Source organism: Kosakonia oryziphila (assembly GCF_900094795.1).
GTDB classification, from domain to species: domain Bacteria; phylum Pseudomonadota; class Gammaproteobacteria; order Enterobacterales; family Enterobacteriaceae; genus Kosakonia; species Kosakonia oryziphila.
The window spans coordinates 28,297-42,738 of record NZ_FMBC01000041.1 but is presented as its reverse complement, the minus strand read 5'-3'; the positions used below and the strand labels follow the sequence as shown (position 1 = coordinate 42,738).

Below are 14,442 nucleotides of genomic sequence, written 5' to 3'. Positions count from 1 at the left end.
CTTAAGTGCTTTGTCAAAATCGAAGGGCTGGGACATGTGTCATTCCTTTTTGATTGTATATTACTGGAATGACACAGAATTTCTAACACTCCCGATATTTTCTCTCATATAAGCGATTGTTGCCAGCTTCACATCTGATCGACTTTTCCAGCTCTGTCGGTTTATTGACCTCTACTTTTACAGACCATCGCCAGCCGCCCGTACTTTCCGTTGATGGCCGTAATTCTGCATCCTGCAACCGTTGTGTATACCTGACACGGGCGGGTTTAATCTGTCTTTGCCAACAGGAAGGTCAGTTACCGTGGTTACGATCACCAACCAAACCATGAGTTAATGTCTCCCAGAGGTAATGAAAATGCCCTTTGGTTGGCCTGGTGCTTACCAGGAATGCAGAAGTTTGAGGAAGGTTAAGTCCCTGGCGTACAGAGTACTGGTTAAATCCGACTTCAAATGTACCTTTGGTATTGAGTTTGTAACCATCATAGTTTTGGCATAATTTATCAGATAAAGCAGTAGTCTGGTACGCACTGTGCAATTCCATAGCTTTAATAATGCGTTTCTGGGCATCACTATCCTTATCCTGGTATAAATCGACTCCCTGCAACCTGGCTGTCTCGGCAGTATTGATTATAGCTGCCAGACCGTAAGCAGTATGCTCGAAATCACGGCAACTTTCCTGGGTCAAACCATCAACGTAACTTTTTGGATTATTCCAGTGTGCGTTTATTTGTGAGTTATTGAGTGAACACCACGAGGCATTTTTAGGTCTGGAGCCATCTGACGACAGATAAATATAGGCCGGGACAAGACTACGCCATTTTTTTATGGCATCATTAAACCAGTTCTTCTTTTCATTGAAAACTGAAATATTTAACATTGCCTCAATCGCACTTGCATGCCAGTTCTTATTATAACAAGCATAGCTACCGGTAAACATTCGTGAAATATCGGGGTAATATTGCTTCGCAAATAACTTAGCTACTTTGTCTTTTTCTGATTGAGGCCAACCTGTATAAGTGTACTTAACAATTTCAGCTGCGCGGGTAAACATTTCTGCGGACCAGGATGCCTGCAATGGTCCATTACTATTTGTGTGGCCCCCCGTCAGGGTATTAGCCCAGGCATTCAAAATTTTGCGTACATTTTCAGCATAGACAGTCTCACCGCTAAGCTTCCACAACAACGCTTGTGTATAAGCAGCCTGAGCATCTCTCACTTCATCCTTACATCCATTATTTGTTTTAGAAAAGGAGCCACATTCAACAGTACTCCAGGGGGTTGGTTCGTAATTTTTGTCAGCGAGAGGGTCTTGTAAAACCTTTTCGTAGGCTGATTTCCACGGCTCACTGGATAGATTGTCCTTAACATATTGCAATTGTTTTAAACTCACGAATATACCGGGGTGATTAAAGCTGCTCTCAGCCACAGCCTCACCACAAAAAAAAGACGGCAAAATAAAAAATATAAAAATGTATCTAATCATAATTATCCTCTTAATAACATAAGAATAGTCTATAGTCATACAACAATATAATCCAGATCCGACAGCTACCCCGGCGAGAAGGAAAACATAATATGACCTATACATTCAGAGCAAATTTCATATGCAGTCATCGTGGGCCCTGGAGGATTTTTCTTTGCCATTTAATATGAGCTAAAATTGCATTGATAACAAGCCGGGGGATATCAATTGCGAGCAGTTATAATTACGCGCTCACTCAAGCACGAATGTCAGCCAATAACGCCGTTTGGCCCATCCTTATCAATTAAACGGCTAAACAATTCTGCCTGACTCAGACCGCTCTCTGCGCACATTCCCTGAAATTTGTTCTTGGGCTTCTTCGGTACAAGTATCTTAATTTCTTTGCATGTTTCACACTTCCGCACAACAAAACTTCGTTGCCGCTCTGAAGCACTCAACAGATGGTCTTCATTTTCATTCGATGAGGAAACTGCATTTTTCAGGCTGCGACATCTCTGCCTCCTCAGGCATCAAGTCTGGAACTTTGCAGAAAATACTACAGATTAATGAAATCAGTGACTTACTTTATTAACTTAACCCGTGTTGGCGCGCGGTTTGCGTGTGAGGATCGTTTCTTAGGCTGTCAGTACGTTTGTTCTACACCCAGCGCGATGCCCAGTGGTTCAGGTAGCTGCGGGCTGTGGTCGGCTTATCCCTCACAACAAGCACGCTCTCCTTTTTCACAGAGTGTCTCCCGCCTGCTTCTCACCGCTGGTGTAGGTAGTGTTATGAAACAGAGGAGGGTTACCAGAGCAACTGATACATTATTGGGAGTGAAGCCGTGTCGGAATTTCTCGGAAAATTATTTGAACATATTCATGAGGAGAAATATTACAGCATTAATATTGCCATATTTTTCTCCGGCTCAACTGAGGTGGCTTGTTATTTTATCCTTCAGGATTACTGCGGGAGTTGTTTGCTTTAGCCATCACTAAAAACTATTTTCGGATGAGGTTGTCAGCATATTGTTAGTCGGAAGTGGAGGGGGCCACAGAGCTGCAATTAGCCGAACTGTATCAGTCCCCGAATAGGTGACTCTGTGTTTATGGTACTTGATGTCATATATTTGCATTGTGATAATAACCCCGGTGGGGATTTAAGTAGTGCCGTTTAATATTTGTTTAAAAGAAAATCCCCGTTACAAATTCACCAATGAAAAAGATAACGCTAACGTCTGTATGTAATTGTAAGCAAATGAAAAGCAAATAAAAATTGCTTTTAAAACATATTTTTGTTATTAATATTCTCTCGTTGTTTGTTATTTTTAATCATAAGGAAACGTTATGTATAATAAACATGGGATTAAATCACTGGGAATTTTTTCTGCATTAATGCTGGTGACGAATGTTTCATTTGCCACAACGACAAGTTCTTGTGCAAAAGTTGAACGTTCACAAATAGAAGCATTATTTGATAAATGGAATGCTTCACTTCAGACTGGTGATGCTAAAAAAGTCAGCGAAAATTATCTTAGTGATGCAGTTTTATTACCTACAGTATCAAATAAGGTAAGGCTTACAGACGAAGAAAGAACTGATTACTTTGAGCATTTTCTTGAGAAAAAACCAGTTGGTAAGATTGATAGTAGAACGATACGCCTGGGGTGCAATAAAGCAATAGACATAGGAACATATACTTTCACATTTGCAGATAAAACCAAAGTCTCTGCTCGTTATACATTTACCTATGTCTGGGATGGAAAAGAATGGAAAATTTCTTCCCACCATTCATCTGCAATGCCCGGAGGTTAAATTTGTAGGTTTTAGGGCGGCTTAAATATTAAGTAATAAATTACCCTTGCGTCCTTTTGTCACCGTCAACAACATTCCCGTTCAGCAGAAGATATCTCTTGTCAGAAGAATAAAGCCTCAAATCATGGGATATGTTCATATGGACTTTCCTGTCCTCGTCATCAAGAGCATATCTTGTGAAGGCGAGGCATTTAAATGGTAATTTATTTTATCTTGTGCCAGCTTAACAACTAAAGGTGCGATAACCAACATAGCAGCAATAAGAGTGAATACAGTTTTCTTAATCATTAATTTCTTTCCGGTCTAAATAATAAACGTTATCGCACGCTCTGTTTACCCCATTGGCTGCCGGGCGACAAAGTGACAGCATTGTCCGTCCATATGTTTGGAGGGGGCTTGAAGTGTAGTAGTCAAAGTAATAAATATTAAATCCTTTCCAGCAAGGAAGACTATTTTTTTTCAGTATCTTAAGCACCTGGTTTTCGATTTTTCCACCGTGGTACTCACTTTCAGATTTAATAGTGTGAATAATACAACCTGCTTGTAAGGTATGTGCTGAAAATACTGGAGCACGTGCTGTATTCCTGACATTAAGGATCCATACGCTTACTAACGTAATAAAGATAAGCACGATTAGACCGATCAGACTTAATTTAAAAAAGAATGTGTCTGATTTTTTTTGTCCTGTGGTTCAGCCGGTTCCGGAACAAAAGGATGGTCAGATAATTTCTCTTTTGGCTCCTTCACAATGCTGATATGCTCATCAAGCCTTATTCCAACTTTTGGCAAAGTTATAACAAAATTTTCACAACCAAATACCATCATATTTCGGCGTAAAAGACTCAAATACTGGTTAAGATTGCTATTCGAACCAGTAAGCCCGAATTTGTCCCAAACCTCACGAAATAAAAAATCCCTGCTGAGAATTTCACCTCCAGACTCGAGAATTATCAGTAGCAAGCGCTGTGCAGGAAGAGGAAGTTGGACTACGTCATTGCTCTCCGGGTGTTTGAGTGTACCATCTCCTCTGTCAAAAACTATCGAACTATTTATTATATACTGCACAAAAACCTCCGCTTGTTGCGTTTAAAACTGACACATGATAAATGCCAAAAGCATTATAGATATACAACCCATTGCTAATGCACCAATTCCATCTTTCATGTGGAAATATAATAATTGACTAAATATATGTGTAATTTAAAAGGCAGGGCCAAAGAAGTTGCCGTATCGTTTGTAAGACTATTATTTATCTGCGAGTTTACTCTCTCGGCTTTGCGCACATAGTCATCTAAGCATCTTTGATACCATATTTGCGGATGTGTTGGACTTAAATACGACAGAGTCACAGCAGATCGTCGAGACCATCCACAGGCTTCAGGCTCTAGAAACCATGAGAAAATATATGGAATTTGTTCAGGTCAATCAGTGTCTCCAGGCTAATATTAAAATACATAAACATGTTGTCAGTGGTTTGCTTGCTTTACAGAGGTAAACCTTTTATAAGAAGCAGAGTGACTAACACCAGGGCATAAAACCTATGCTCACGGAGGAGATTCGTCTTGCCAGAAGGAGAACTAACTGAATAATGAAATGGCATTAAACCAAGCCAGCCGCCTTCAATGATGGTTCAAAACATAGATCTTACTTGCAGTCGTATTCAAATATACTAAGCCCAGTTTGCCTTACTGCAAAAAATTTGTCAGACATACTTTTGAGGAAAAAAGTAAGATAGGACGCCGCAACCCCAGTTTGTAACTGATCTTAATCCTGTGTGCATAAAGCGTTTTGGTTGAGCATCTACCTTTCCTGGACTGCAACGCGATAATTTTTCCACCAGCGAACAGTGGTATCAGTCTGTCTTCGACTTTTGTAAGTTTTGTTGCGCTGTCGTCATTCCTGTCATCAAAATACATGGCGCAGGGAATGGTTGAGGCCATGCGGAAAATAGTGTTATGAATATATTTATTGTCAGCTTCAAGCTCCGCGTTTCCGGATATAAACCCACTTACTGAACGATGCGACAAACGTAAAAAAAGAGAGTTCGGATATCGCTCTCTGAGCTTCGCAAATCCAACCCATTTCCCGGTAATTAACATCCTGAGATCAACGATAAGAATGGGATGCAAAAACTCTATATGACTTATTTGTTTTCCTGAGAAGTCGCACATCATACAGTCATAATCGCCGGCAAGATGTCTAAAACCGTGATACAAGTAGTGATCTTCGGTCAGTACAATGCACGTTTTGTTATTCACAGTGATTGCTCCTTATATGGTCATGGCATGGTCAATATCCCGTACCAGTCTGTGTATTTCGAGAAAATAACTACTGCCGTTATTATGTATATCCAGGCACTCTTGTAGTTTTTCCTTTATATAAATATAACTCGCACGGTCTGGAACAATGCCACAAAAAAATAAAGGAAATCATTCAGGGTGGCGATTTCAATAAATCCATATTTACGTAGCCTGTAAACGATTGCATCGCGACTGACCATCGAATTCAAAGGATTCACCATTACTGAGTCATCTGGCTTAGGAACTTTTTTCATAAGTTATCTGATTACCACTTAACCTTACTTGTCAGCATCCTGAGCAATCTCATCTCCTTTAGCAATATTGATTGATAATTTCAGCATATTTAGATTTTTTAATCTGTTTTTTTGAGAAAGTATTTATATTTCGCTGGTTGCATTGTTCTCAGAAACTTGCAAAATGCGTGATTGTACAAAATCATTGTGCCTAATTGTTGCGTGGTGTGAGTTATGGAGGAGTGTATCTGTCATTTCAATTGGCATTTTGAAAGCAAAACTGTGGCATTCTGTAGCCAATGACTGCTCAGGTGACCTCTTTGGGTTGGGGGTGTTATAAACCTAACTCTACTGTGTTCGACGGATGTGTGTGGGGGGGGAATTGAAAATTTATATTTACAGGAAGTAGAAAATAACTTTCTTCACGTCTGAAGAAACGAGATAATACTGTTTCCTGCTTGTGGTAACTTAGTCTGTCATGGTGAAAAATTTGGTGTCACTATGAATACATTCTTGGTTGTTGAAATAATACCCTGCAAATTATTATTTTGTGATATTTAAAACTAAATATTGAAAAATAGCGTATATAACTACCCAAAAAAAGAATTGTCGTGGAGACTATCTGTAATTAAAGCAAACGGTAGTACTTGTCCGCCACACATGCTTAACAAATGGTTAATAATGTTTCGGGGTATTACTGCTTCTGTGTGGTTCTGGCTTCTTGAAATAAAACCGGGCATAAAGAATAAAATGGAAATGCCATCATCAATAATACTGGTGGAGCATTTGCTAATGTAAAGTTGAGTGTCAGTGAATCAATGAAATAGTCGGACGTTTGATTTTTAATTTTTATATAAATAAAGATATAACAGCGCGTTCTGGGTAGGCGACGGTTTTTGTGAAACTCAATCATCTTGTCGTACTGTTGGGAATAGCGTTCTTTACTGATAAAGCTTTTCCGTTTTCATGGCGTCAACCGTCTAATAATTCAGCTTGCTACAAAACAACTACAATGCCGCAAACTGAACACAGGCGCATGCAAAATATATCACATTTCAGAGTTTCTTTTTCTGACGGCGGGGATTACTCCTGGCATGGCTACGATGTGAAGACGAATACAGGGACGGTAGCGTTCCCGGAGCATTCTATGGAGAGGAGTTGAATGAACAATCGACGGAGATTTCTGATATCAGGTGCCTTCATGATTTTGGGGATGGGCATCGCCAGTTCATGTAGTTTAAGGAGAAAAACAATGATAAACGATAAAGATACAATATCAGAGTTAAGCAACAGTATCTGGTTGCCCAACTGGCGAATGCAAAAATCGCTGGATTCGACGCTAAAAGCCCTGCAGCAACAATGCGTCAAAAACGCATCACCATTCTGGTATGAGATTAATGACGCCGGCATTCTGATAGCAAAACCCGGCTCAGACAGTATGAAGATTCCGGACAAGGCTACGCGTGATCTACTGAAAAAAAACGGCGCCTCAGTGACGCCAACTATTACTACCACGCTAATGCCGGAAGATTTTATTCGGCTGTTTTCTGACCGTTCAGAACAGCAAAGACTGGCTGAGAGAGTCAGACAGGAAGTGATGGCTAACGGATATGATGGCATTGATCTGGACCTGGAATACATTGCACTGACAACTGATGTACCGACTGCAAAGAGGGTGCGTGGAGTTTATACGGAATTATGCCAGCGTATTTCGTCAGAACTGTCCCTGGTGAACAAACTATTGTCCATAACCGTAATGGCCCGCTGGTCTGATGATTTTGACGTCTGGCGTGGCAAGCTTATTCCCGCAGTCTATGACTACAAAGCCTTGTCAGAAACAGCATCAGTGTTGCGGGTAATGGCCTACGACCAGCATGCGCCGAATACACCTCCCGGACCGATGGCCGGATTCCAGTGGGTGAAAAATATCTGTGACTGGACTCGCCGTAACGTCTGCGCCGCGAACAGGGTGGAAATAGGTATCCCGCTGTACGGACGTGACTGGGGTGGGGAGAAGGTAAAAAGCGTTCTCTACGAGAATGTGATCCGACTGCGCAATAAGTATCCACAAAGCGAGGTGATTTACAGCGATACCGAGAAAGAGGAAACCTTCACTTACGTTAGCGCAGAGGGTGATAAACATACGGTCTGGTACAGCAATAATCAGTCCGTAATAGACAGGCTGGCCCTTATCCGGACATACGGATTTAGGGGTGCGGCATTCTGGGCCGCCTCTTATGAGAGTCCTGTCCTATGGGATGTAATCCACGCAACCTCATCTGCAGATGCATAAACGAAACGTTCCGCACGGCAGGGGAACCGGGAGTTTTAACCCCCGTATCGCCCGGATGGGCCAAGTCGGCGATTTGTACAGGGAGTTTCCGGATTATGCAGCAACCGCAATGCGGATGCAGAAACCGAAGCCATTGCCCGCGCACTGAATGAAAAATATCGCAGTTCTCCGCTCCAGTCACAACCGAAAGGAGAAAGCTGAGGCTGACAGGTGCAAACAAAATACACGTGTGGCTGTTAATGGTCTGGCGTGAGCGGGTGCTCAAAAGGATCTGAACCGGTTAAACGTATGGAGTCGGCATCAACCTCAACGCCGATGCGGGGAATATAGCTGACTACGGTCTTCAGTCTTGACTGGCCGCCAGCGGATCCCCTGAAAACGGAAACGGCGGAGGAGCGCATTCGCACCCAGAAAAAGGGGCTGGCCGACGCGCTGGATTAGATGGTCAAAACGGGTATTAATACGGTGTTTTCCAGGTTAAAGCGGACGGCACAGCCTTGTGGGATTCTTCGATATTGCCCTGGTCAGATGTGCTGACCGGAACCGTGGGCAAAGCACCCGGTTATGACCCTCTGGCTTTTATGCTGCAAGAGGTTTATGCGCGGGGCATTAAGGTGCATGCCTCCGCATCCCTGTGCAGGTAGTGCAGCACGTCCACCTGGTTGGCATAGTTGTCCGGATCCGTGTGTGTACTCAGCCAGCGGGCGTTATCCGCCAGGAAAGTTTGCAGCAGGCGCAGATCACCGCTGCGGTTGTATTCCTCAAGCTCCATATCCAGTTAGTCTGCAGCATAGCGCGCCTGCAGCATCCACGGCACCTCCGAAGCCTTGACAACCTGACCGGGCACCAACTCACCCGCCTCAAAACGACTTAGCTGGATATCCGGCAGATAACGGAAGAGTGTATTGAGGTTTTCCCGGTGCGCACGCCAGCTTTTGCTGATTTGCGGATATTTAGGTTGCTCCTGTAGGCTATCAACAGTGGTAACGGCTTTTATTGAGTAACCATTGCGGGTATTGGCTACTGATTTGGGCTGAGTTTTATCGTAGTTCATAGGTGAGTCGTTTCAGCGTTGAGAGCTGCTTCAACACTGGTTTTCTTCAGCAGCCGATCAAACTGGCTAAGATATTCAGGGTTTTTAAGATTCTTGACCCGTTTGTTAGTCAGAGCCTGCAACTATTTTTCGTCCATCAAATGACTTGCTTTTGATGTTGGGTTTAACATATAAAAATCAGTTGGTTACACAAACTTATCTCCAGGCTCAGCGAGTGTTTATGCTGGGTATAGCCCAGCCTCCAGCCACCTTCTGTCTCACTCCATTATTCTTCAGGCTCCATGTACTGAGATCCCATATGTAAACTAATTACACTGCTTTAATCAAAATATTTAACAGAAAAAAACAAAAATCACGATATTGCAGAATATTTGACTGTTATTTATGTAAATATTTTGATGAATTATTGTTTTTTTAATGTTTAATTATTGTTAATTGGAATTTTACTTCAAATTTTAATTTTACCGACAAAGTAGTATTTAGTTGGGCTACCATAATATCCATACAGTGGATGAGGCTAAGCGCCTAAGACTTTTCGCCCGCATCGCAAACGCATCGATAATCGTGCCACAATGAACACCATTTTCTTTGTGCTCAGAACGGGTTTACAGTGTAACGCGCTGAATGTAAACGTCATTTTCTCATTAAACTCTGCCCATCACAGTTTTCAGGAATGGCTGTACGCCGGGGGTTTTTAACGGTTCTGGCAGAATGGATTGTTGACTAGAGAGCAACTGAATGCCATTGGCTGGTCATGGTTGTCGATGGATGGCTGCATAACCAAGTTACCGCTTGCAGGCTCAAAAAAACAGATCGTAACCCTACTGGCGGAGGGGACAAGACGTAAAAGGCTGTCTGATGATAGATGCGAACAGATTTTCGCTTCGCTGGTTGTTGTCGGGGTAAATACCCACACATAAAATTGGTCGAAAATACGCTCGACGCGCTACAGGCAGTCCGGGTAACAGGCTGCGTTTGTACAGGGACAAATGCTATGAAGACGAATGGCTGAAAAACTGTCTTAAAACTCGCCTTTACGAATCTTATATTCAGCCGAGGAACGAAGAGTCTGATGCGATCAATAATACCAATTTTAAGGTTTATCGCTAGGATGTGAAAAATACACATAGCAGGATGAATTGTTTCCGACGCGTACTAATGAGTCAGGAGAAAAACGTCGAAAGCAATGAGAGGAAGCTGCATTTCGCACGCATCATTATCGTCAGGAATAAAATTCTGATGGGGGTGATTATTATAAAAATTCAAATTAATCAGCGTATTGGTAGCTAACAAAGCCAAGGGCGGTAGCATATCTGACGGACTGCTATTAAGTATGATGAGCCTGTTTATAGCCTTCTGGTAAATTTAAACTTTCCAGAATGGATGCCAATTAAATTATTTACAGATTAACTTAAATTTAAAAAAGAACAGGCAAATTCGCTATTTAAATTGCACAAGATAATTACTCTGCGACAGTGATAAATAATAAATGATGAAATTAAAACTGAAATTGATGCCATTTCTGGTGTCGGTAAGCTTGATCAGCGGTTGTACCGCCCTACCAGGCAGTAATATATCGACAATGGGGAAAGATGTTATCAAACAGCAAGACGCTGATTTTGATATTAACCGTCTGGTTAATGTTTATCCATTAACGCCGCGTCTGGTGGAACAATTACGTCCACGCCCCAACGTGGCGCAGCCGAATATGTCGCTGGATCAGGAAATCGCTAACTATCAGTATCGTGTAGGCCCAGGCGATGTACTGAATGTCACCGTCTGGGATCATCCCGAGTTGACCACTCCTGCGGGGCAGTATCGTAGTTCGAGCGATACGGGCAACTGGGTTCAGCCCGACGGCACTATGTTTTACCCCTATATCGGTAAAGTCAGCGTTGTCGGAAAAACGCTGGGTGAAATACGCAGTGATATTACCGGGCGCTTAGCGAAGTACATCGCTGACCCGCAGGTGGACGTTAATATTGCCGCTTTCCGCTCGCAGAAGGCTTATGTCTCTGGGCAGGTAAATAAATCCGGTCAGCAGGCAATCACCAACGTACCGTTCACCGTGCTTGACGCCATTAATGCCGCGGGGGGCCTGACGGATGCTGCCGATTGGCGCAATGTGGTGTTAACCCACAAAGGTCAGGAGCAGCATATTTCCCTACAGGCGCTGATGCAAAATGGCGATCTTAGCCAGAACCGACTCCTCTATCCCGGTGACATTCTGTTCGTACCACGCAATGACGATCTGAAAGTCTTTGTGATGGGAGAAGTGAAGAAACAGAGCACTCTAAAAATGGACTTCAGCGGCATGACCCTGACCGAAGCGTTGGGCAATGCGGAAGGCATTGATCCGACCTCTTCTGACGCCAGCGGCATCTTCGTGATTCGACCATTGAAAGGCGAGGGAGGGCGCGGTGGCAAAATTGCCAATGTGTACCAGCTTGATATGTCCGACGCCACCTCGCTGGTTATGGCGACGGAGTTCCGCCTCCAACCTCACGATGTGGTGTATGTCACTACCGCGCCGGTTGCTCGCTGGAACCGTCTGATCAATCAGTTGCTGCCGACCATTAGCGGTGTGCGTTATATGACCAATACGGCCAGTGACATTCAGAAATGGTAACCGCCATGTTCAACAAAATCTTAATTGTATGTGTGGGGAATATATGCCGTTCTCCGACAGCTGAGCGATTGCTAAAACATTACCATCCTTCGCTGACGGTGATGTCCGCCGGACTGGACGCGCTGGTCGGTAAAGGGGCAGATACTTCTGCGGTAAGCGTGGCTGCAGACCACAATCTCTCTCTTGAGGATCACCGTGCCCGTCAGATCTCAGGGCGAATGTGTCGGGATTACGATTTGATTCTGGCGATGGAAAAACGTCACATCACCACCTTGTGTGAAATAGCGCCGGAGATGCGCGGCAAAGTGATGCTTTTCGGTCATTGGGACGGTGAGCGGGAAATTCCCGATCCGTACCGTAAAAGCCGCGAGGCATTTGAAGCGGTTTACGTATTACTTGAACTGTCTGCTCGCCAGTGGGCGCAGGCACTGAACGCAGAGCAGGGTAAACCATGACAGAAAAAGTAAAACAGTCTGCTGTACCGGTTATGGGCAATGATGAAATTGATATTGGACGACTGATAGGTACTGTTATTGAATCGCGCTGGTGGGTGCTGGGTGTTACCGCCGTATTTGCCGCTTTCGCAACGCTCTACGCTTTTCTTGCCACACCCATTTACAGCGCAGATGCCTTAGTGCAGATCGAACAAAATAGCGGTAATTCGCTGGTACAGGATATTAGCTCTGTCTTGTCCAACAAGCCGCCGGCGTCGGAAGCGGAAATCCAGCTCATTCAGTCACGTCTTGTGCTCGGTAAAACCGTGGACGATCTCAATCTGGATATTTCGGTGAGTAAAAACACCTTCCCACTGATCGGTGCCGGGTGGGATCGTCTGATGGGGAGGCAAAATGAAACGGTGGATGTGACAACGTTCACCTTACCTAAAGAAATGAACGAGCACCCCTTCACGCTGACCGTGCTGAATAACAACGCCTACACGCTTGAAAACGACGGCGGATTTAGCGCCCGCGGACAGGTTGGGCAACTGCTCAACCAGGGGGATGTGACGCTGATGGTGAGCGCTATTCACGCCTCGCCTGACAGCGAGTTTACCCTCATGAAATTTTCCACGCTCGACATGATCAACGCGCTGCAAAATAACCTGACGGTAACTGAAACGGGTAAAGATAGCGGTGTACTGAACCTGACATTTATCGGAGAGGAGCGCGATAAAATTCGCGATATTCTCAATAGCATTACCCGCAATTATCTTGAGCAGAATGTGAAGCGCAAGTCGGAAGAGGCGGCGAAAAGCCTCGAGTTTCTGGCAAAACAACTGCCGGAAGTGCGAAACCGTCTCGACGTCGCGGAGAATAAGCTCAACGCGTTTCGGCAGGACAAAGATTCCGTCGACCTGCAGATGGAAGCCAAAGCGGTGCTGGATTTGATGGTTAATATAGATGCGCAACTCAATGATCTGACCTTTAAAGAAGCGGAAATCTCCAAGCTGTTCACTAAAACGCATCCCGCCTACCGTACCCTGCTGGAAAAGCGTCAGGCATTAGAGGATGAAAAGGCCAAATTGAACGGGCGCGTAACGGCGATGCCGAAAACGCAGCAGGAGATTGTGCGCCTGACTCGCGACGTGGAGTCCGGTCAGCAGGTCTATATGCAACTGCTCAACAAGCAGCAGGAGCTGGAGATCACCGAGGCCAGCACGGTAGGTGATGTGCGAATTGTCGACCCGGCCATTGCGCAACCGGGCGTGCTGAAACCGAAAAAAGTACTGATTATTCTCGGTAGTATCATTCTTGGACTGATGCTCTCGATTGTCGGCATGCTACTGCGTTCGCTGTTTAATCGGGGGATTGAAAGTCCGCAGGAGCTCGAAGAGAACGGCATCAGCGTGTATGCCAGCATCCCACTGTCTGAGTGGCAAAAAGCACACGATAACGTCAAAGCCGTTAAGGGCGTAAAGCGCTATAAACAGAGTCAACTGCTGGCGGTGGGGAATCCAACGGATCTGGCCATAGAAGCGGTTCGCAGCCTGCGGACTAGCCTGCACTTCGCGATGATGCAGGCCCCCAATAATGTGCTAATGCTCACAGGTGTCAGCCCGTCAATCGGTAAAACCTTTGTCTGCGCCAACCTGGCGGCGGTGATCAGCCAGACCGACAAGCGGGTGCTGCTCATTGACTGCGATATACGCAAAGGCTACACGCACGAGTTGCTCGGCACCAATAACGTGAATGGTCTGTCCGACATACTGACCGGCAAAGGGGATATGACATCCTGCGCCAAACTTACCGCGATCGCCAATTTCCATCTCGTCCCTCGCGGGCAAGTGCCGCCCAACCCTTCTGAACTGTTGATGAGTGAACGTTTCGGCGAGCTGATCCGCTGGGCAAGCGCACACTATGACCTGGTGCTAATCGATACGCCACCTATTCTCGCCGTGACTGATGCGGCCATCGTTGGGCGTCATGCCGGTACCACGCTGATGGTAGCACGCTATGCGGTTAACACCCTCAAAGAGGTGGAAACCAGCCTCAGCCGCTTCGAGCAAAACGGCATCCATGTCAAAGGGGTCATTCTGAACTCTATCTTCCGCCGTGCTGCCGGATATCAGGATTACGGCTACTACGAATATGAATATAAGTCAGATTCCAAATAAAAATGTTGATGGTCTGATGGCAACACGCTGTCTGGCTCGGTGGTCG

At 44.7% G+C, this 14,442-nt stretch carries 12 protein-coding genes and 2 pseudogenes; 7 read left to right on the top strand and 7 right to left on the bottom strand.

Annotated elements, in window-relative coordinates; genetic code table 11:
• Positions 1-292 precede the first annotated feature (292 nt).
• Positions 293-1,483, bottom strand: a complete 1,191-nt coding sequence (locus GA0061070_RS18020) for an alginate lyase family protein (protein ID WP_167353595.1) — start codon at positions 1,481-1,483, stop codon at positions 293-295.
• 248 nt (positions 1,484-1,731) lie between these two features.
• Positions 1,732-1,920 (bottom strand): RepB family protein, encoded by a 189-nt coding sequence (locus tag GA0061070_RS18015; RefSeq protein ID WP_244153167.1) that lies wholly within the window; start codon positions 1,918-1,920, stop codon positions 1,732-1,734.
• A gap of 885 nt (positions 1,921-2,805) precedes the next feature.
• Here GA0061070_RS18015 and GA0061070_RS18010 point away from each other — a divergent pair.
• The gene (locus GA0061070_RS18010) at positions 2,806-3,273 is read left to right on the top strand and encodes an SgcJ/EcaC family oxidoreductase (protein WP_090137393.1); all 468 of its coding nucleotides are present in this window, start codon (positions 2,806-2,808) and stop codon (positions 3,271-3,273) included.
• Between the two features lie 135 nt (positions 3,274-3,408).
• Here GA0061070_RS18010 and GA0061070_RS25215 read toward each other — a convergent pair whose 3' ends face one another.
• From GA0061070_RS25215 to GA0061070_RS18000, 3 genes are all read right to left on the bottom strand, one after another.
• On the bottom strand, positions 3,409-3,561 hold the full coding sequence (locus tag GA0061070_RS25215) for a hypothetical protein (protein ID WP_167353594.1): 153 nt from the start codon (positions 3,559-3,561) through the stop codon (positions 3,409-3,411).
• 360 nt (positions 3,562-3,921) lie between these two features.
• Positions 3,922-4,338 carry a winged helix-turn-helix domain-containing protein gene (locus GA0061070_RS18005; RefSeq protein WP_090137392.1) on the bottom strand — a complete coding sequence of 139 codons (417 nt, stop codon included), beginning with the start codon at positions 4,336-4,338 and terminating at the stop codon, positions 3,922-3,924.
• 620 nt (positions 4,339-4,958) lie between these two features.
• Complete coding sequence (locus GA0061070_RS18000; protein WP_090137391.1) at positions 4,959-5,531, bottom strand: hypothetical protein; 573 nt, start codon at positions 5,529-5,531, stop codon at positions 4,959-4,961.
• 1,527 nt (positions 5,532-7,058) lie between these two features.
• Here GA0061070_RS18000 and GA0061070_RS17995 point away from each other — a divergent pair.
• Both GA0061070_RS17995 and GA0061070_RS25595 read left to right on the top strand, forming a co-directional pair.
• Positions 7,059-8,099 carry a glycosyl hydrolase family 18 protein gene (locus tag GA0061070_RS17995; protein ID WP_167353593.1) on the top strand — a complete coding sequence of 347 codons (1,041 nt, stop codon included), beginning with the start codon at positions 7,059-7,061 and terminating at the stop codon, positions 8,097-8,099.
• A 530-nt stretch (positions 8,100-8,629) separates the two neighbouring features.
• The gene (locus GA0061070_RS25595) at positions 8,630-8,743 is read left to right on the top strand and encodes a hypothetical protein (RefSeq protein WP_244153168.1); all 114 of its coding nucleotides are present in this window, start codon (positions 8,630-8,632) and stop codon (positions 8,741-8,743) included.
• On the opposite strand, the gene GA0061070_RS25210 is transcribed toward GA0061070_RS25595, so the two are convergent.
• Both GA0061070_RS25210 and GA0061070_RS17985 read right to left on the bottom strand, forming a co-directional pair.
• Complete coding sequence (locus GA0061070_RS25210; RefSeq protein WP_167353592.1) at positions 8,695-8,871, bottom strand: hypothetical protein; 177 nt, start codon at positions 8,869-8,871, stop codon at positions 8,695-8,697. The two genes, GA0061070_RS25595 and GA0061070_RS25210, sit on opposite strands and share 49 nt — an antisense overlap.
• 201 nt (positions 8,872-9,072) lie before the next feature.
• A pseudogene (locus GA0061070_RS17985) lies at positions 9,073-9,275 on the bottom strand (hypothetical protein); the annotation flags it as partial.
• A 420-nt stretch (positions 9,276-9,695) separates the two neighbouring features.
• Between GA0061070_RS17985 and GA0061070_RS26030 the strand changes: the two are divergent.
• The 4 genes and pseudogenes from GA0061070_RS26030 to wzc all read left to right on the top strand — a co-directional run.
• Positions 9,696-10,443: pseudogene (locus GA0061070_RS26030) on the top strand (transposase family protein); the annotation flags it as partial.
• 199 nt (positions 10,444-10,642) lie between these two features.
• On the top strand, positions 10,643-11,782 hold the full coding sequence (locus GA0061070_RS17975; RefSeq protein WP_090137388.1) for a polysaccharide export protein: 1,140 nt from the start codon (positions 10,643-10,645) through the stop codon (positions 11,780-11,782).
• Between the two features lie 5 nt (positions 11,783-11,787).
• On the top strand, positions 11,788-12,237 hold the full coding sequence (gene wzb / locus GA0061070_RS17970) for a low molecular weight protein-tyrosine-phosphatase Wzb (protein ID WP_090137387.1): 450 nt from the start codon (positions 11,788-11,790) through the stop codon (positions 12,235-12,237).
• Positions 12,234-14,396, top strand: a complete 2,163-nt coding sequence (gene wzc / locus GA0061070_RS17965; protein WP_090137386.1) for a tyrosine-protein kinase Wzc — start codon at positions 12,234-12,236, stop codon at positions 14,394-14,396. Before wzb ends, wzc begins: the two co-directional genes overlap by 4 nt.
• Positions 14,397-14,442 lie beyond the last annotated feature (46 nt).